Annotated in this window: 11 protein-coding genes, 15 tRNA genes and 2 rRNA genes; 1 reads left to right on the forward strand and 27 read right to left on the reverse strand. The window is 51.0% G+C overall.

All coding sequences use genetic code 11. The features are described 5' to 3' along the window. Positions 1 to 6: 6 nt before the first annotated feature. The 20 genes from PDUR_RS22110 to PDUR_RS22205 all read right to left on the reverse strand — a co-directional run bounded on the left by PDUR_RS22110 (position 7) and on the right by PDUR_RS22205 (position 9,576). Positions 7 to 576 carry an NADPH-dependent FMN reductase gene (locus PDUR_RS22110; RefSeq protein WP_042208226.1) on the reverse strand — a complete coding sequence of 190 codons (570 nt, stop codon included), beginning with the start codon at positions 574 to 576 and terminating at the stop codon, positions 7 to 9. Positions 577 to 602: 26 nt separating this feature from the next. Continuing rightward, positions 603 to 1,697 (reverse strand): low temperature requirement protein A, encoded by a 1,095-nt coding sequence (locus tag PDUR_RS22115; RefSeq protein WP_042208227.1) that lies wholly within the window; start codon positions 1,695 to 1,697, stop codon positions 603 to 605. Positions 1,698 to 1,871: 174 nt separating this feature from the next. Next, a tRNA-Leu gene (locus tag PDUR_RS22120) sits at positions 1,872 to 1,951 on the reverse strand. A 37-nt stretch (positions 1,952 to 1,988) separates the two neighbouring features. Beyond that, positions 1,989 to 2,062, reverse strand: a tRNA-Cys gene (locus PDUR_RS22125). A 9-nt stretch (positions 2,063 to 2,071) separates the two neighbouring features. Further along, positions 2,072 to 2,146, reverse strand: a tRNA-Gly gene (locus tag PDUR_RS22130). A gap of 4 nt (positions 2,147 to 2,150) precedes the next feature. Then, positions 2,151 to 2,225: transfer RNA gene (locus PDUR_RS22135), tRNA-Gln, on the reverse strand. 21 nt (positions 2,226 to 2,246) lie between these two features. Then, a tRNA-His gene (locus PDUR_RS22140) sits at positions 2,247 to 2,322 on the reverse strand. Positions 2,323 to 2,349: 27 nt separating this feature from the next. Then, a tRNA-Trp gene (locus PDUR_RS22145) sits at positions 2,350 to 2,423 on the reverse strand. A 4-nt stretch (positions 2,424 to 2,427) separates the two neighbouring features. Further along, positions 2,428 to 2,513, reverse strand: a tRNA-Tyr gene (locus tag PDUR_RS22150). 6 nt (positions 2,514 to 2,519) lie between these two features. Next, positions 2,520 to 2,595: transfer RNA gene (locus PDUR_RS22155), tRNA-Thr, on the reverse strand. Between the two features lie 20 nt (positions 2,596 to 2,615). Further along, positions 2,616 to 2,691 (reverse strand) — tRNA-Phe (locus tag PDUR_RS22160). 20 nt (positions 2,692 to 2,711) lie between these two features. Beyond that, positions 2,712 to 2,788, reverse strand: a tRNA-Asp gene (locus PDUR_RS22165). A 27-nt stretch (positions 2,789 to 2,815) separates the two neighbouring features. Then, positions 2,816 to 2,892: transfer RNA gene (locus PDUR_RS22170), tRNA-Met, on the reverse strand. A gap of 30 nt (positions 2,893 to 2,922) precedes the next feature. After that, a tRNA-Val gene (locus PDUR_RS22175) sits at positions 2,923 to 2,998 on the reverse strand. A 7-nt stretch (positions 2,999 to 3,005) separates the two neighbouring features. After that, positions 3,006 to 3,080 (reverse strand) — tRNA-Glu (locus PDUR_RS22180). A gap of 12 nt (positions 3,081 to 3,092) precedes the next feature. Beyond that, a tRNA-Ser gene (locus PDUR_RS22185) sits at positions 3,093 to 3,184 on the reverse strand. Between the two features lie 5 nt (positions 3,185 to 3,189). Continuing rightward, positions 3,190 to 3,265: transfer RNA gene (locus PDUR_RS22190), tRNA-Asn, on the reverse strand. A 131-nt stretch (positions 3,266 to 3,396) separates the two neighbouring features. Then, positions 3,397 to 6,325: ribosomal RNA gene (locus PDUR_RS22195) — 23S ribosomal RNA — on the reverse strand. Positions 6,326 to 6,620: 295 nt separating this feature from the next. After that, positions 6,621 to 8,175, reverse strand: a 16S ribosomal RNA gene (locus PDUR_RS22200). Together the 16S and 23S rRNA genes with 15 tRNA genes alongside form the textbook arrangement of a ribosomal RNA operon. A 525-nt stretch (positions 8,176 to 8,700) precedes the next feature. Continuing rightward, positions 8,701 to 9,576, reverse strand: a complete 876-nt coding sequence (locus tag PDUR_RS22205; RefSeq protein WP_042208228.1) for a nucleotidyltransferase-like protein — start codon at positions 9,574 to 9,576, stop codon at positions 8,701 to 8,703. A 136-nt stretch (positions 9,577 to 9,712) separates the two neighbouring features. Here PDUR_RS22205 and PDUR_RS22210 point away from each other — a divergent pair, with 136 nt between their 5' ends. Continuing rightward, positions 9,713 to 10,078, forward strand: a complete 366-nt coding sequence (locus tag PDUR_RS22210; RefSeq protein ID WP_025690302.1) for a YgzB family protein — start codon at positions 9,713 to 9,715, stop codon at positions 10,076 to 10,078. A gap of 107 nt (positions 10,079 to 10,185) precedes the next feature. Here the strand turns inward: PDUR_RS22210 and PDUR_RS22215 are convergent, their stop codons facing one another. The 7 genes from PDUR_RS22215 to gatC all read right to left on the reverse strand — a co-directional run bounded on the left by PDUR_RS22215 (position 10,186) and on the right by gatC (position 18,488). Beyond that, entirely contained in the window at positions 10,186 to 11,898 is a 1,713-nt protein-coding gene (locus PDUR_RS22215) for a glycosyl hydrolase family 18 protein (protein ID WP_156130571.1), read from the reverse strand. Between the two features lie 281 nt (positions 11,899 to 12,179). Then, a complete protein-coding gene (locus PDUR_RS22220; protein ID WP_025690305.1) occupies positions 12,180 to 12,611 on the reverse strand; it encodes a Fur family transcriptional regulator in 432 nt (143 codons plus the stop codon). A gap of 132 nt (positions 12,612 to 12,743) precedes the next feature. Further along, on the reverse strand, positions 12,744 to 14,660 hold the full coding sequence (locus PDUR_RS22225) for a DUF4097 family beta strand repeat-containing protein (protein WP_052410347.1): 1,917 nt from the start codon (positions 14,658 to 14,660) through the stop codon (positions 12,744 to 12,746). Between the two features lie 35 nt (positions 14,661 to 14,695). Beyond that, positions 14,696 to 15,166 (reverse strand): GNAT family N-acetyltransferase, encoded by a 471-nt coding sequence (locus PDUR_RS22230; protein WP_042208229.1) that lies wholly within the window; start codon positions 15,164 to 15,166, stop codon positions 14,696 to 14,698. A gap of 82 nt (positions 15,167 to 15,248) precedes the next feature. Beyond that, positions 15,249 to 16,688 carry an Asp-tRNA(Asn)/Glu-tRNA(Gln) amidotransferase subunit GatB gene (gatB, locus tag PDUR_RS22235; protein ID WP_042208230.1) on the reverse strand — a complete coding sequence of 480 codons (1,440 nt, stop codon included), beginning with the start codon at positions 16,686 to 16,688 and terminating at the stop codon, positions 15,249 to 15,251. 29 nt (positions 16,689 to 16,717) lie between these two features. Next, complete coding sequence (gene gatA, locus PDUR_RS22240) at positions 16,718 to 18,175, reverse strand: Asp-tRNA(Asn)/Glu-tRNA(Gln) amidotransferase subunit GatA (protein WP_042208231.1); 1,458 nt, start codon at positions 18,173 to 18,175, stop codon at positions 16,718 to 16,720. Positions 18,176 to 18,200: 25 nt separating this feature from the next. Continuing rightward, positions 18,201 to 18,488 (reverse strand): Asp-tRNA(Asn)/Glu-tRNA(Gln) amidotransferase subunit GatC, encoded by a 288-nt coding sequence (gatC, locus tag PDUR_RS22245; RefSeq protein ID WP_042208232.1) that lies wholly within the window; start codon positions 18,486 to 18,488, stop codon positions 18,201 to 18,203. Between the last annotated feature and the right edge of the window lie 104 nt (positions 18,489 to 18,592).

Genomic DNA, 18,592 nt, shown 5'->3' on the forward strand with positions numbered 1-18,592 from the left:
TCACTTTTAAGATTGCTTAAAGATTAAGATCCATTGTTCGAAAGCTATCAGAAATTTTTCCAAATGGCGAAGCGTTGCTTCATCCACCAACTCCCCGGTAGTTTCATTCAGTTTTTCGTGAACGCTGCCAATGAGAACTTTCGGTCCCGGCATCGTATAGGCATTCATGGCAAGCAGTGTTTGCCTCACCTGTGCTTGTGACTGTGCTGTTCCCCCACTCCCTGGTGTTGCTCCTGCAATCGCAAAAGGTTTTTGAATCAGCACCGAGCTTCTAGCCGGACGAGAGGCCCAATCCAAAGCGTTTTTCAAAACGCCCGGAATTCCCATGTTATATTCGGGGGTGACAATCAACACACCATCCGCAGTTCGAATGCTTTCTTTTAATTCAACAACCGACTGCGGATCGCCGTGGCTCTCAATGTCCGAATTGTAAAGTGGGATCGCCGATATATCAACGTGATGAATCTCCCAATGCTTTGGCGCAAGCTCTTCCATTGCCTTTAACACTCTCCGATTGAAGGAACCTTCACGAAGACTTCCACATATGGCAGTGATAGTAAGTTTGTTTTCGCTCATCCTTGCTCTCCTCTTCTTGGTTTAGTCTAAGTAGTTGTTAATTTAGCATAGACGACAAAAAACAAAGTTAATTGTGCCAGTATTATGATGTTTGGAACGAACAGAATCAAATTGACGGTAAGAAAAGCGGCTAAAATCGCTGTAAACAGCCCGAGATGATTGATTTTTAATCGTTGATGCTCGTACTTATATTTATGGAAGACAAGGGAAGTGGCAATGAAATAAATAAACACAGAACCAAATAAGTAGTACTGGATAAATGAATAATGGACCTCCTGCAAGTACAATAGCTGTATAGACGAGGCAATCATGCTCAATGACATTAAAATAAACAGGTGCCCGTAAATAACCGTTTGGCCGGCAGTTTGAACCGACTTGTCCACTTTCTTCTCCACATTATCGTAATACTGCCACCAGATGGAGACAATCAGAGTAAATGCAAGGATCGAAAACGAGATCGAGTCCCAGTCCCCTTTTTGCGGCTGCAATACTGAAAGTGTACTGACTACAGACTCGCCAAAAAGAATTAGAGTCAATAAACCAAAACGTTCTAACAAGTGCCCCGTATGGGTCGGCGATTTCACCAAATGCTTGCGTCCCGCAATGGGCACGATCATTTCAACAATAATACCTGCGTACAAGGCAGCATATCGAATCCATGAATCAAAAAAGAGGGAAGATAAGGAGATAATAATTCCAAACCAAAAGCGCGTTCCCAAATAGTGTGCTGTATTTCTTCGATTTCCTCTTTCTTCTGATCTCAGAACAACGAGATATTGGACCGCTGTCATTACTCTAAGTCCAACATAACCAGTAAGAAAGGAAATATAGTATTGATCAAAATCTACCGACAGGCTGGATGTCATGATAAGAACAAATAACATTTGTAAAATCAAAAACATCCGCTGATGCCAAAAATCCTCTCCAAAGCGATTAATAAACATCGTCTGTCCGACCCAAGCCCACCAGATCGGGATAAAAATCAAGACAAATTTTAATAAATACTCTAGATGAATATACCCTTCTTCAACATGAAGTAAAACATGCGTTGATTTCGAAAAAGCGGCCACAAATATCAAATCATAAAAGAGTTCTAGCCATGTAACTTTCTTTTCTCCCAAGCTAAAACTCCTTTCTTATTTCGTATATGACTATTATATATTATTTTAAATCATCTGTATCTGCATCTTGCAAACTCAAGCGTACACTTCAACGTCATGAGCAGCTGTTTGAGAATATAAAAAAATAGACTCATAAAACCGCTTAAAAGCAATTTTATGAGTCTATTTTGATGATGCCGGTGAGAGGACTCGAACCTCCACGGTTTCCCTCACGATTTTGAGTCGCGCGCGTCTGCCAGTTCCGCCACACCGGCGCAGAACAAATTAGAAACATATGCTTATTAAAAGCAATGGAGGCGCCACCCAGATTCGAACTGGGGATAGAGCTTTTGCAGAGCTGTGCCTTACCACTTGGCTATGGCGCCGTATTAAGATGGAGCGGACGACGGGAATCGAACCCGCGACCCTCGCCTTGGCAAGGCGATGCTCTACCGCTGAGCCACGTCCGCGAAATGGCTGGGGATATAGGATTCGAACCTATGCGTGACGGAGTCAAAGTCCGTTGCCTTACCGCTTGGCTAATCCCCAATGCATTCCAATTGGAAAATATGGGGCGATCGATGGGACTTGAACCCACGAATGCCGGAGCCACAATCCGGTGCGTTAACCCCTTCGCCACGACCGCCATATAATATGGAATGCTAAATTACATTGGCAGGGGCAGCAGGAATTGAACCCACACTAACGGTTTTGGAGACCGCTGTTCTACCTTTAAACTATGCCCCTAAACTGGTGGAGGATGATGGATTCGAACCACCGAACTCGTAAGAGAACAGATTTACAGTCTGCTGCGTTTGGCCACTTCGCTAATCCTCCAAAAAATGGTGCCGGCGAGAGGACTTGAACCCCCAACCTACTGATTACAAGTCAGTTGCTCTACCAATTGAGCTACACCGGCTTATTCAATTATTATACTTATGGTGGCTCGGGACGGAATCGAACCGCCGACACGAGGATTTTCAGTCCTCTGCTCTACCGACTGAGCTACCGAGCCAAACATTGAGATTCATAAAATGGCGGAACCGACGGGATTCGAACCCGCGATCTCCTGCGTGACAGGCAGGCATGTTAGGCCTCTACACCACGGTTCCACGAGGCACTTCTTTAATAAGAAGATTTGGTTGCGGGGGCAGGATTTGAACCTGCGACCTTCGGGTTATGAGCCCGACGAGCTACCGGGCTGCTCCACCCCGCGTCAGTAATATATCTATTTAAATTGTATAGATGGTGGAGGCTGAGGGGATCGAACCCCCGACCCTCTGCTTGTAAGGCAGATGCTCTCCCAGCTGAGCTAAGCCTCCGTATAGTTGGTGACCCGTAGGGGATTCGAACCCCTGTTACCTCCGTGAAAGGGAGGTGTCTTAACCCCTTGACCAACGGGCCACATTAAAATGATGGCGGAGAGAGAGGGATTCGAACCCTCGAGACGCTTTTGACGCCTACACGATTTCCAATCGTGCTCCTTCGGCCAACTCGGACACCTCTCCATAAATGGCTCCCCGAACAGGACTCGAACCTGTGACAACTCGATTAACAGTCGAGTGCTCTACCAACTGAGCTATCAGGGAACAATATTCAATTCAGGCTTGATCACCTGAAAACTGGATCGAAACGAAACATTGCGTCTTCCCCATTCCGGGGCCCCGCAAAGTACTCGGATTCAGCTTCGTCAGCCTCATCTTCACTTTGTGGGGTGAATTTGGATAAGCCCTCGACCGATTAGTATTGGTCAGCTCCACACGTTGCCGTGCTTCCACCTCCAACCTATCTACCTCGTCGTCTTCAAGGGGTCTTACATACTTGGGAAATCTCATCTTGAGGGGGGCTTCACGCTTAGATGCTTTCAGCGCTTATCCCGTCCGTACGTAGCTACCCAGCCATGCTCCTGGCGGAACAACTGGTGCACCAGCGGTACGTCCATCCCGGTCCTCTCGTACTAAGGACAGCTCCTCTCAAATTTCCTGCGCCCACGACAGATAGGGACCGAACTGTCTCACGACGTTCTGAACCCAGCTCGCGTACCGCTTTAATGGGCGAACAGCCCAACCCTTGGGACCTACTTCAGCCCCAGGATGCGATGAGCCGACATCGAGGTGCCAAACCTCCCCGTCGATGTGGACTCTTGGGGGAGATAAGCCTGTTATCCCCAGGGTAGCTTTTATCCGTTGAGCGATGGCCCTTCCATGCGGTACCACCGGATCACTAAGCCCGACTTTCGTCCCTGCTCGACTTGTAGGTCTCGCAGTCAAGCTCCCTTCTGCCTTTGCACTCTTCGAATGATTTCCAACCATTCTGAGGGAACCTTGGGACGCCTCCGTTACTCTTTAGGAGGCGACCGCCCCAGTCAAACTGCCCGCCTGACACGGTCCCCGTACCCGATGAGGGTACCAGGTTAGAACCTAGATACGATCAGGGTGGTATCCCAACGTCGCCTCCACCGAAGCTGGCGCTCCGGCTTCCAAGGCTCCCACCTATCCTGTACAGATCGTACCCAAGTTCAATATCAAGCTGCAGTAAAGCTCCATGGGGTCTTTCCGTCTTGTCGCGGGTAACCTGCATCTTCACAGGTATTAAAATTTCACCGGATCTCTCGTTGAGACAGCGCCCAAGTCGTTACGCCATTCGTGCGGGTCAGAATTTACCTGACAAGGAATTTCGCTACCTTAGGACCGTTATAGTTACGGCCGCCGTTTACTGGGGCTTCGGTTCACAGCTTCGGACTAAATCCTAACCGCTCCCCTTAACCTTCCAGCACCGGGCAGGCGTCAGCCCGTATACTTCGCCTTGCGGCTTCGCACAGACCTGTGTTTTTGCTAAACAGTCGCTTGGGCCTTTTCACTGCGGCCCCCTCGGGCTATTCACCCTACCGAGGCACCCCTTCTCCCGAAGTTACGGGGTCATTTTGCCGAGTTCCTTAACGAGAGTTCTTCCGCGCGCCTTAGAATTCTCTTCTCGCCTACCTGTGTCGGTTTGCGGTACGGGCACCTTCTCCTGGCTAGAGGCTTTTCTTGGCAGTGTGAGATCATGACCTTCGCTACTACAATTTTCGCTCCCCATCACAGCCCAGCCTTACGGTGTACGGATTTGCCTATACACCAGCCTCACTGCTTGGACGGACATCCATCAGTCCGCGTCACTACCCTCCTGCGTCCCCCCATTGCTCATAACGGATTATGGTGGTACAGGAATATCAACCTGTTGTCCTTCGACTACGCCTGTCGGCCTCGCCTTAGGTCCCGACTTACCCTGAGCGGACGAGCCTTCCTCAGGAAACCTTGGGCTTTCGGCGGATCAGATTCTCACTGATCTTTTCGTTACTCATACCGGCATTCTCACTTGTGTACGCTCCAGCTGTCCTTACAGTCAACCTTCAATGTATACACAACGCTCCCCTACCCCTGATGCAAGCATCAAGCCATAGCTTCGGTGGTGTGTTTAGCCCCGTTACATTTTCGGCGCAGAGTCACTCGACCAGTGAGCTATTACGCACTCTTTCAATGGTGGCTGCTTCTAAGCCAACATCCTGGTTGTCTGTGCAACTCCACATCCTTTCCCACTTAACACACACTTGGGGACCTTAGCTGATGGTCTGGGCTGTTTCCCTTTTGACAATGGATCTTAGCACTCACTGTCTGACTCCCGGCGACAAGTAGATGGCATTCGGAGTTTGACTGAGCTTGGTAACCCTTGCGGGCCCCGCACCCAATCAGTGCTCTACCTCCATTACTCTTATTCACCGAGGCTAGCCCTAAAGCTATTTCGGGGAGAACCAGCTATCTCCGAGTTCGATTGGAATTTCTCCGCTACCCCCACCTCATCCCCGAACTTTTCAACGTTCGTGGGTTCGGGCCTCCAGTGCGTGTTACCGCACCTTCACCCTGGACAGGGGTAGATCACACGGTTTCGGGTCTACGCCCACGTACTAAGTCGCCCTATTCAGACTCGCTTTCGCTGCGGCTCCGGCTCCTCGCCTTAACCTTGCACGTTAAACGTAACTCGCCGGTTCATTCTACAAAAGGCACGCCATCACCCCTAAAATGGGCTCTGACTTCTTGTAAGCACACGGTTTCAGGACCTGTTTCACTCCCCTTCCGGGGTGCTTTTCACCTTTCCCTCACGGTACTGTTTCACTATCGGTCGCCAGGGAGTATTTAGCCTTGGCAGATGGTCCTGCCGGATTCATACGGGGTTTCACGTGCCCCGCACTACTCGGGATCCGTCTCGGAGGGAACGACTTTTCAGCTACAGGGCTTTTACCTTTTCCAGCGGGCCTTTCCAGACCTCTTCGCTTAAACCGTTCCTTTGTAACTCCATGTGAGACGTCCCACAACCCCGAAGAGCAAGCTCTTCGGTTTAGGCTGTTCCGCGTTCGCTCGCCGCTACTGACGGAATCACTCTTGTTTTCTCTTCCTCAGGGTACTTAGATGTTTCAGTTCCCCTGGTCTGCCTCTACCTCTCCTATGAATTCAGAGAGGAGTGACTGTGCATTACCACAGCCGGGTTTCCCCATTCGGACACCCCCGGATCAAAGCTTGCTTACAGCTCCCCGAGGCCTTTTCGTTGTTCGCCACGTCCTTCATCGGCTCCTGGCGCCTAGGCATCCTCCGTGTGCTCTTACTAGCTTAACCAACGCTCCAATTTCCGCCTGATCGCTCCGTCTTGTTTGAAAGGCTGCTTCCGGATGTCTCCGTTCGCTTTCGCCTTTCAAGCCAAAAGTCGCTCTCATTCGAAAATCTTCGCTCTCAGCTAATAACTATTTCAACTTGTTTGGACACAAGCTCAGCTAAAAGATGTTCTAAAACGCAATTTTCGTTTCGGTATCCAGTTTTCAAGGATCAAGATTTGAGAGATTGAACTCTCAAAACTGAGCAACGAGTGAGTGTGTATTTGAATGTTTCCGCTACGGGAAACGATTCTCCATAGAAAGGAGGTGATCCAGCCGCACCTTCCGATACGGCTACCTTGTTACGACTTCACCCCAATCATCTACCCCACCTTCGGCGGCTGGCTCCTTGCGGTTACCCCACCGACTTCGGGTGTTGTAAACTCTCGTGGTGTGACGGGCGGTGTGTACAAGACCCGGGAACGTATTCACCGCGGCATGCTGATCCGCGATTACTAGCAATTCCGACTTCATGCAGGCGAGTTGCAGCCTGCAATCCGAACTGAGACCGGCTTTCTAAGATTGGCTCCGCCTCGCGGCTTCGCTTCCCGTTGTACCGGCCATTGTAGTACGTGTGTAGCCCAGGTCATAAGGGGCATGATGATTTGACGTCATCCCCACCTTCCTCCGGTTTGTCACCGGCAGTCACTCTAGAGTGCCCAGCTTCACCTGCTGGCAACTAAAGTCAAGGGTTGCGCTCGTTGCGGGACTTAACCCAACATCTCACGACACGAGCTGACGACAACCATGCACCACCTGTCTCCTCTGTCCCGAAGGCCGCGCCTATCTCTAGACGATTCAGAGGGATGTCAAGACCTGGTAAGGTTCTTCGCGTTGCTTCGAATTAAACCACATACTCCACTGCTTGTGCGGGTCCCCGTCAATTCCTTTGAGTTTCAGTCTTGCGACCGTACTCCCCAGGCGGAGTGCTTACTGTGTTAACTTCGGCACCAAGGGTATCGAAACCCCTAACACCTAGCACTCATCGTTTACGGCGTGGACTACCAGGGTATCTAATCCTGTTTGCTCCCCACGCTTTCGCGCCTCAGCGTCAGTTACAGCCCAGAAAGTCGCCTTCGCCACTGGTGTTCCTCCACATCTCTACGCATTTCACCGCTACACGTGGAATTCCACTTTCCTCTTCTGCACTCAAGCTGTCCAGTTTCCAGTGCGACCACAGGTTGAGCCCATGGTTTAAACACCAGACTTAAACAGCCGCCTGCGCGCGCTTTACGCCCAATAATTCCGGACAACGCTTGCCCCCTACGTATTACCGCGGCTGCTGGCACGTAGTTAGCCGGGGCTTTCTTCTCAGGTACCGTCACTCTTGTAGCAGTTACTCTACAAGACGTTCTTCCCTGGCAACAGAGCTTTACGATCCGAAAACCTTCATCACTCACGCGGCGTTGCTCCGTCAGGCTTTCGCCCATTGCGGAAGATTCCCTACTGCTGCCTCCCGTAGGAGTCTGGGCCGTGTCTCAGTCCCAGTGTGGCCGTTCACCCTCTCAGGTCGGCTACGCATCGTCGCCTTGGTGAGCCGTTACCCCACCAACTAGCTAATGCGCCGCAGGCCCATCCCTTGGTGACAGATTGCTCCGCCTTTCAGCCTCCTAGCAGGAGCTAAGAGGAATTATCCGGTATTAGCTACCGTTTCCGGTAGTTATCCCAGTCCAAGGGGCAGGTTGCCTACGTGTTACTCACCCGTCCGCCGCTAAGCCTCATCGGAAGCAAGCTTCCGATGAAACTCCGCTCGACTTGCATGTATTAGGCACGCCGCCAGCGTTCGTCCTGAGCCAGGATCAAACTCTCCAATAAAGATGTTGCAGAGCAACATCGGCCGAATATGAAATCGGTCCAACTCGGTTGAGCGGATGATTTCGTATTCAGATATCGATAGAGCGATTAGCTCAATTTGAAACATCTGACGAGAATTTGCATTCTCAAGGATGGCATTTCAAAAGCGTGAAACACGCTGTGAAATCCATCTTATTTTTGGAACTCGCTTAAAGCGAATTCCCACTCACTCGTTGTTCAGTTTTCAAAGATCAATTTCTCTCTCAGTGCATCACCGTGTCTCACGCGGCGACCTTTATAATATATCACGTTGCCCCTGAATTAGTCAACCTTTTTTTAAATTAATTTTATTTCGGTTGCCTCTGCGAACGTTTTATCGCTGTTCTCTCTCGAGGGACGAGTTATAATGTATCACATGAACGACCAGGCAGTCAACCATAAATATGTTGTTCATCCTTCCCGATATCCGCAATATAATGAAAAAAAGAGAGCGCTACGCCTCTCCAGTTCATAAACAAGCTCAATATTTAAGATTAGAAAATTGGACTAAAAAGTATATCGCACCCGATACCCGCCGCCGCCTGCGTCGCTCCACGACGCAATCTCCCGAATTAGTGATCGGGATGCCAGCTTGCGAAGAACAAACGGCAGTTCCGCTTCAACATATTTTAATTCGGAAAATTCGAGAATCTCCTCTATACTCCACGGTCCCTTCCGCTCCTTCAGGAGGTCAAGGAACCATTTGCAGCAGTCGCCCATTTTGGACACAAGGGAGAACTCACAAGCAAGCTGAACAAGCTGAATTCTCTGGTCCATCGTTTCACCACTGATTGTCAGCTCCTCGTAAAGCTTATAGACTGAGTTGTTCAGACTCTTCACTTGTTCCCATACCGCCGGTGTCGGATAGTGGCCAGCCTCGCCGACCTCCATTCGTGCCCAATGATACAGAGCCATTAGAATACAATTATAGGAATCCATTGTACAACCTGCCTGCAAATAACGTTTCGACTTCACATACATATGCAGAAACCGGGCAAATTCTATAAACAGTATTCTCTCTCTTAGCGGCGGCTCAAAGGAAATCACTTCTGCTCGAAGCTGCTCCAGAACTTCCTGAGGGTCCCAAATAATATCGCCTTCCAGCAGACAGGTGATAAGCTCGTTATTGTCTCCTGTTATAATGGAGCGCTTCAACATCGAAAGCCCAACTCTGAGAGTCTGGGTACGCAACTCGCCTGCAATCATGTTGCCAACAAGCCGATTCGCTCCCCCATCGTCGCGCAGAAGCATTACAACCCTATCGAACTCATGAAGAAGGGCGCTCTGAAAAGGAGCCTTGCCTTGGGAATCCAAAGCAATCGCTCCAAGGGCGTTCGCGTCAAAAATATCTCCATTTAATAATGTCAGATTGGATAATTCCATTATCGTCCTCCATCAAATTTGGCGATTTTGCGTCAATTCAGTTATAATTCTCTTATCTTATAATCTAATTATTCTACATCTCCATGTTAGTTCCTTCCGGACGACCGAACTATATTTTAGCTGGGAGAAATGACTCATGACCTTTAAATCCGCCAAGATTAACGCTTTTCGCACATGGGGCCTGCTGCTGACGATGTTCGGCATGGGGCTCATGATACTGGGAACAGCCGGCATTGTATTTTGGGGTCAGACGGGCAAAATTTTCGCGGCATTCGGGCTTGTGATTGGCTTGGTGTCCATGATGGCTAGTCTTGCAATTTATTTTTGGGCAGGCATGCTGTCTACAAGCGCCGTTCAGATTGAATGCCCGGAATGCGGCAAGCTGACCAAAATGCTCGGAAAAACGGATCGCTGCATGTTCTGTCATACGATTCTTACCTTGGACCCGCAGCAGGCGACCATAACCTCCGAACAGTTAAAAAGCGAACAACTCAAGCAATAAACCCCAGAATCTGGCGTACCGAGGAAACTAAATCGGCAGTAGAGTCAGAACCGGCTGTAACAGGAAAAGAGGCCCCCGATCCGGGAAGCCTCTTTTCCTGTATATTATTATTCATGAATTCCGCTCAGTGTTTCCCATGCCCCATCTCCTGCAAAGCTGCGGTTCCAGACCGCGATACCTCCCAGGTTCAAAGTCTTGGCCAGCTTCACTCTCGACTGCAGCGATACCTTGTCCTCAATCCATATTTTGCGGAGAACTCCGTCTTCCTTGTATTCCACATAGTTTTGTCCAGAATCTTCGGAAAGGACGGGTACCAGCGTCTTGGAGCGGATAATTTCGGCAACGGCGTCCATGCTGACCGCTTTGGAGCTTACTTCCGTCTTCCCTCCGGCCTTTTTTTCTGTCCAAATACGGGTATACAGCGGTACGCCCAAAACAAGCTTCTTCGCCGGCACCGCGTCTTCTTCAAGAATGCGCTCCACCGAGTTCCGCGACCAGGAAAGCGACGCCACCGAACCGGCCACAGGACTGGAAGCCCAATGCTCATCATACGCCATTACAATCATAAAGTCGGCCAATGCTCCCAGCGAGCGCCGGTCGAGAAAGAGCGACCACATTTCGCTATTCGATTTGGGAGTGACGTCGATAGATAAAATGAGATTTTTCGCTTGGGCCATCGGCTTCAGCTCGCGCATAAATTGCGTAACATTCCCGCCATCTTTGGTATATACATTTTCAAAATCGATATTAATGCCGTCCAGATTATAAAGATCGCAGTATTCCAGCATTTGTACGATCGTTCGCATCCGTTTGTCATAGGTGGACAACGCTTGTGTGGTCAAATCGGGATCGAAGTCATTACTTAGAAGTCCCCATACTTCCATCCCTTGACCGTGTGCCCACTTCACATAAGCTTGATCTGCCTGGCTGCGTACGTTTCCTTCACTATCCACAATTTTGAACCATGTAGGACTCACAACATTAACACCGTTCAGCTTGCCGATGGAACCAGGATTCGGATTCCGGTCGTACACAGCTTCCCAGGTCAAGCTCACGGCTTTGCCGTCCCAACTGCGCTCCGCCCGGGTTGGTTCGGATGTTGTCTTCTTCACCGTCTTGATTCCGGTCTCCGCAATACCCGCCGCCTTCACATAACCGGCAAAACCGTTATTCATTTGAGCGTACAGCCACTCCCCATGCCGGCTCCAGATTCTTACCTTCGTCCCGGGCGTCATTTTGGCTAGGACGGGCGCGTGAATCGTCGCCTCGGTGCGCAGCACGGCCTTATCTTCCTTCACTTCTCCGAGTGGGACCGTCTCACCGGCGGCCATTAACAGAACCGCTCCTGTATCCGCGTTCTCCTGCACATCAAGGCCATATAAGCTTTTAAGCGGTTCGGCCGGCAAATAGGTGACTCCGTCCCGTTCTTCGGGAGCCAGCCGAAGCTGAATCGGCTTATTGTTAAGGCTCGCCGCCTTCTTGTCTGCCTGCATATATAGAAGCTTGCTGTCCGTAGAAAGAATGACCGACTTCGTCCCGGATTCGTACCGGATAGAGGGATCTATCGCCTTCTCCAACAGCGGAAGTGGCAGCAGTAAGTTCTCCCCAGTTCCGGAAGCGGAAAATCCGGTATACTGGCCTTTGACGAAAATAGGCTTGTCCGTTCCCTTCCACTCCGGATCGACGTGAAGAGGATTGGGCAGCACATAAAAGATTAATGCGTATACCGCCGCCGCAATAATTAACAATCCTGCAAGTCTGCGAAGAACACCGCTTCGCCTAACGGCGCGTCTGTGTCCATGCTTCTGTCTTCTGTTCAAAATAGGTCCTCCATACTCTGCTGAATTTAAAGTGGGGAAAATGCTGCCAAGAAGAAACGCCTGACGGCGTCCTTGAAGGACGCAAGTACTTTTCTCGTAGAAATATAAGGCCATTGATAAGACTGAAATTTATAAATTTTATATTTTAAAAAAAAGAAAACGTGAGTTATCCGCTATTTGTTCGGACTCCGCACGTTCTCGTTACTTTTTTGGTAAAAGCGTCTCCTGCCTTCCAAGACGGCGGAGTCTTACGCTATGCATCATTAAGCTATAGTTCAACATCAGTGCCGCTTGCCCGCACAGCAGCTGCAAATACCGTAAAGTTCCATACGCAAACCGTTCACGATGAAGCCGGTAGTTAACTCCGCCTGTCGTTCGACCTCATGCAGCGGCGGATAACTAAAATCCTCGATTTTGCCGCAGTCCTGGCATATGATATGGTAATGATCGGTTACATTGGCATCGAAGCGGCTGGAATTGTCGCCATAGGTCAGTTCGCGAACCATTCCGGCTTCCATGAACATTTTCAAATTATTGTACACAGTTGCTACGCTCATGCTCGGAAACTTCGGCTCCAGCGCACGATAAATCTCGTCTGCGGTAGGATGATTCATCGATTCCATCAAATAAGTTAAAATCGCATGACGCTGAGGCGTAATACGGACACCGGTTGTCTTCAATTGTTCCAATGCGTGCTGTACGCCGCTTCCCATCCCTATCACCGCCTTTACATGTCGATCTTGTAGTAAGTAAACGCTCTTGTATTTATTGTAAGACCGACCTTTCAATGTTGTCAACGCAGTCAGTTAATTATATTGATTATTATTTAATATAAATTAGTTTGTTCAATTTTCGATCACATTTAAATTGCTGTTCCCTTCAACCTCCACCTTATATTCGCCCATACCCACTTTGCCGGAGATCGTTTTTTTGTCAACGACGAGCCCGGGTATGTCGGAAATGATGTCGCCATAGCTGCTGGAACCCTTCAAGGAATAGCTCCCTTCCGCAGGCAGGTGGAGGTTGATATCGCCAACGGCGCTGTAAATATTCCAGTCACCCTGTACATAAGGAGAACGGATGTCGATGATTCCATTTAGAGATTGAGCGGTAAGTGACGATCTGGCCTCGTTCACTACCACATTGCCATTCTTGGTGGAGACGTCGATATCGGTTCCGCTCCGATCAGCACTGATATTACCGACCGCCGTTGAAAGCTTCAAAGCCCCCGTAACGTCCCAAGCCCGCATATCGCCCCCGTTTGTGGAAAGGTCCACATCGCCCTCAATATTTCTGACTTTTACTTCTCCATTATGGGTCTTCCCTTTGATACTGCCGAATACCTTATGCAAAATGATCGGTCCGTTGCCGGTTTCAAGTGAAATGTCCTGGATCGCCTCTGTATTTTGCAGCGTAATACCGCCATTCATTGTTCTGATATCCAGATTAAAACGGCGGTTGTCCGGAAGGGCAATATCCAAATCGATGCGCGGCTGACGCTTGCCCGATTCACCATAAGCTTTACCCTTGGTCGTCAGCTTTATGGTGGGCCCTTCGGTAACTTCAATGAACGATTGATCCGAAATGGCTTCCGCTCTCGCCCCTTCCAGCTGGTCAACCCACACCGTAGACGTAACCTCTATTTGATCAATCGGACTTCGGTGCACCACGATATCCCCATTGATCGCGTCAACGGCAAGCTTGGCGGATTGCAATTCCACCGGAACCGTCAGCACAGGCTTCTGAAATTTGCTGCCTTTCGCCTCACCGTAGTCAACGGCTGCAGCTGTCAAATTCAGGCTGACCTTATTCCACAGATGCAGGTAATGCTCCTGCTCCGATACGAAAAACACGCTTGCACCAAGCAGGATAGCAGGCAGAAGCCCCCGAAAATCCAGACGAAATCTTGGACCGGTTGCGGCTTTGCCGGGACGCCGGGAGATAAAGAAATTAGACAGGTACTCCAAACCCAACAATACGGGAAGAGCCGGCCACCATGTCAGCAGCAGCAATAGATTGTCGGCACCCCATTGCCAGTCCCGGAACAGCAAAACGCCGACTCCAATCAGCAGGAAGGAAGCGGTATAGCGTCCGATCCGGTCTTCATGCCGCCGGCGGAACATTTTTATACCAATCTCCCTTGCCGCAAGGAACACTCCTCCCGCAATCAAGAGAATTCCCGTTGCCGCGCCTGCCTGATGCTCGATAAAATAGTGAAGCCAGACCGGTCTTTGCCGAAAAAAGAACAGCATTATTCCTCCGAGCAGCAGGAGCAGACCAAATGAAATTCCCGGTTCGCTGATGAAACGCCGACGCCGCTCCTGAGCGGAATCCGTGGCGGTTCCCGCAGCATCTGGCATTTTACGGAGACGAATCATCCGGTCCGCCGATTGCAGGGCATCATATACATTATAGAAATAGACGGCCGGAATAAACAGGGCCAGCAAAATAAGAAGAGGCACATTGATCTGCATGCCGATGGAGGAAAAGTACAGCAGCGCCGCTATATCCAGCACAATTACAAAGGGAAAGGAAATCCCTTTCCTAAGAAGGCCCAAATACAAATGACCGGTCCCGGGAACCATAGCTGCCAGCAGACCGGCTATGAACTTGCGCTTGACGGGACGCTGCTTTTTGCGGGGAGGAATAACTTCTGTGCCGCCGCTCTCTTCTACAGGGACAAGCTGCTTGTCACCGCGTTCCATTACGGAATAACTTTCCTGCTTTCTCGCAGGCAACGTAATACGGGGTTCATTTTTCATTCGGGCCTTCTCCTTTCTCGTGTAATTTCGCCGAATCAACGTTTGCCGCTCCTGTTAAATTCGATCAGTTCGACGCCGGGGGCTACTTCCGAAGAAGTTATCGGGACAAAGCCATGCTTGCGGTATAAAGAGACCGCCGGCGCATTCTTTTTGCCCGTGGACACGATAAAACGCTCCTTATCCGGATAAAGCGCAAATACATGCTCCAGCAGCCGGCCGGCAATTCCTCTACGGAAATGATCCGGACTAACCATCATACGTGTAATCGTTAAAGTCTCCGGACGCTCTGCTTCCGTGGCTACGGCACCCGACAGCTCCCCGTCTTCACTCAGGCAGCCGTAAAAATCCTCACCGCAATTTCTGAGTGTATCCCGAGTCTCAAGCAGCGGAGGAATGGAATTAAACCCGATCAACTCCGCTTCCAGGCGGTAGGCTTTATGCTGAAGGCTCCATAGGTCACTAAGCGTCCCCTCATCCTGCAGGTCCAGCTTTACTATTTGGCTCATACCGGGTATCTCCTTATATTGCTGAAGGCCTGCCGCTGCCGACAAGCCTTCAGTATTAATTACCCATTTATTGTATCTTATGTCAACCGTTCAATACTTCAGTCAAAAGCTTGTTAACAAGCCCCGGATTCGCCTTGCCTTTGCTTTCCTTCATGACTTGTCCCACAAGGAAGCCAATCGCTTTCTGCTTGCCTGCCTTGTAGTCTTCCACGGATTGCGGGTTGGCTGCCACGACTGCTTCCACGATTCCCTTGATCGCGCCTTCGTCGCTGATCTGTACAAGCCCCTTCTCTTCCACAATCTGTGCCGGAAGCTTGCCGGATTCGAGCATTTCTTTGAATACGGTCTTGGCAATCTTGCTGCTGATGGTTCCCTTGGCGATAAGCCCGATCATTTCGCCGAGTCCTTGCGGCGTGATCTTAACCTGGGACAGTTCCAAGTTGTTTCCGTTCAAGTAGGCGAGCAGATCGCCCATAATCCAGTTGGCGACAGCTTTGGCATCGCTGGTGAAATTCAAGCTGCTTTCAAAGAAGTCGGCGACCGGCTTAGATGCGGTGAGTACCCCTGCGTCGTATGCGAGCAGACCGTACTCTTCACTGTAGCGGACCCGCCGCGCATCCGGAAGCTCAGGAATGGAAGAACGGATGGCTTCCTTCCAAGCGTCATCAATATGCAGCACAATCAGGTCCGGATCGGGAAAATACCGGTAGTCATGGGCTTCTTCCTTACCACGCATGGAAAAAGTCTTGCCCTGGGCGTCATCCCAGCGGCGGGTTTCCTGCACGACTTCGCCGCCTCCATCGAGAATATCCGCCTGGCGGAACTCCTCATACTCCAGACCGCGCTGCACACCGCGGAAGGAGTTCATGTTCTTCAGCTCGGCGCGGGTGCCGAATTCCTTCTGGCCTACGGGCCGCAGGCTGATGTTCGCGTCGCAGCGCATGGAGCCTTCTTCCATCTTGACGTCGGATACGTCGCAGTACTGTATAATCGCCCGCATCTTCTCCAGATAAGCGCGGGCTTCTTCAGGGGAGCGCAGTTCCGGCTCGGAGACGATTTCAATCAGCGGAGTTCCTCCCCGGTTTAAGTCGATAAGCGTGCCGAATCCGCCGTCCACATGCGTAAGCTTGCAGGCGTCCTCTTCCAGATGAAGCCGGGTAATGCCGATTCGCTTCGTTTCGCCGTTCACTTCGATATCGATCCATCCGTTCAGGCCGATCGGCTGATCAAACTGCGAAATCTGGTAAGCCTTTGGCAAGTCGGGATAGAAATAGTTCTTCCGGTCAAACTTGCTGACGTCGCCGATCGTGCAGTTTAGCGCCATAGCGGCTTTCATTGCATAATCCACCGCCTGGCGGTTCAATACGGGCAGTACGCCCGGATGTCCCAGGCAGACGGGACAGGTATGTGTATTGGGCGGCGCGCCGAATTCTGTGGAGCAGCCGCAGAAAATTTTGGACTTCGTGTGAAGCTCGACGTGAACCTCCAGTCCAATGACTGTTTCATACTTGGATGATGGCATGATATTCTTGTTCCCTCCTTATCGACCGTTTACAGCTGCGGACGCTGCTTATGGTAATCGGTATGCTGTTCATAGGCGTGCGCGACGCGCAGCACCGTGCTCTCATCGAATTCTTTGCCGATAATCTGCAGCCCGACAGGCAGCCCTTCGGCAAAACCGCAAGGAATGCTGACGGCAGGGATGCCCGCCAGATTAACCGGAATGGTCAAAATGTCGTTCAAATACATGGTAAGCGGGTCCTCGGTCTGAGAGCCGAGCTTGAATGCCGTCGTCGGGGCGGTCGGTCCAATTACCACGTCATACTTCTTAAATACTTCATCAAAATCCTGCTTGATCAGTGTGCGCACCTTCTGTGCCTTCAAATAATAGGCATCGTAATAGCCCGAGCTTAGCGCATACGTTCCAAGCATAATCCGGCGCTTGACTTCCGGGCCGAAGCCCCGGCTGCGCGAATTAAGATACAGATCGAGCAGACCGCCGCCCTCGTCGACACGCACGCCGTAGCGCACCCCGTCAAAGCGGGCCAGATTGGAGGAAGCCTCCGAGGAAGCAAGCAGATAATAAGTCGCTACCGCGTATTCGGTATGCGGCAGGGAAACCTCTTCCCAGACTGCGCCGAGGTCTTCCAGAACTTTAAGCGCTGACAGCACCGTCTCGCGGACGGAGGCGTCAACGCCTTCGCCCAAGTATTCCTTCGGTACGGCAATACGCAGGCCTTTGATGTCGCCGGTAAGGGCGCTCAAATAGTCGGGAATATCGACCTTGGCGGACGTGGAGTCCTGGGCGTCATAACCGGCAATCGCTTGCAGTACATAGGCGGAATCCTCAACGGTCCGCGTCAGCGGCCCGATCTGGTCAAGCGAGGAGGCAAACGCCACGAGGCCGTAGCGGGAAACAAGGCCATAGGTCGGCTTCAGACCGACAACGCCGCAGTACGATGCGGGCTGGCGGATCGAGCCGCCGGTATCGGAGCCAAGGGCAAAGAACACTTCGCCCGCAGCCACTGCCGCAGCGGAGCCGCCGCTGGAGCCGCCCGGTACGCGCTCCAAATCCCAGGGATTGCGGACCGCCCCGTAGGCGGAGTTCTCATTCGAGCCGCCCATGGCGAACTCGTCCATATTCAGCTTGCCGATCGTCACGGCGTCCGCCTGGCGCAGCTTGGCGGCAACGGTCGCGTCATAAATCGGCTGGTAATTATCAAGGAAACGGCTCGCGCAGGTCGTGCGCAGCCCTTTGGTCACAATATTGTCCTTAATGCCGGCAGGCAGCCCAAACAGCAGCCCCCGGGACACTCCCGAAGCTAGCTTGTCGTCCAGGGTACGGGCATCGGCGCGGGCGCCATCTTCATTCAGCGTAAGAAAGGCGTTCACCTTATCGTCCAGCCGCGCAATAGCGGACAGCGATTCCTCGGTCAGCTCGCTGACCGAGGTTTGTCCCGCATGCAGCATGTTATGTAATTCGGATAACCGATATTGAAACAGGCTCAAAATGTCATCTCCCTACCTATTTAGATTATTCCAAAACCGCCGGAACTTTGAACTGTCCGTCTTCTTCTTCCGGCGCGTTAAGCAGTGCTTCCTCAAGCGAAAGACTCTCCTTTACGACATCCTCGCGCATTACATTGCTGACATGCAGCACATGAGTCGTCGGCTGAACGCCTTCCGTATCCAGTCCGCTCAATTTCTCCGCATATTGTAAAATGGCGTTCATCTGCTCCGTAATCATAGCCTCTTCCTCCGGGCTTAACTGCAGACGGGCCAGACCGGCCACATGCTGCACATCCTTGACGGTAATGCTCATTTTGGGTATCCCTCCTGTTTAAAGGGCTAAAGCGCCCGGATAACGTTACTAATTATATTGTAGAAACGTAGACAATTCAATGCAGTTATACCAGCAGATGACGG

It is taken from the genome of Paenibacillus durus, assembly GCF_000756615.1.
GTDB lineage: Bacteria > Bacillota > Bacilli > Paenibacillales > Paenibacillaceae > Paenibacillus_AQ > Paenibacillus_AQ durus.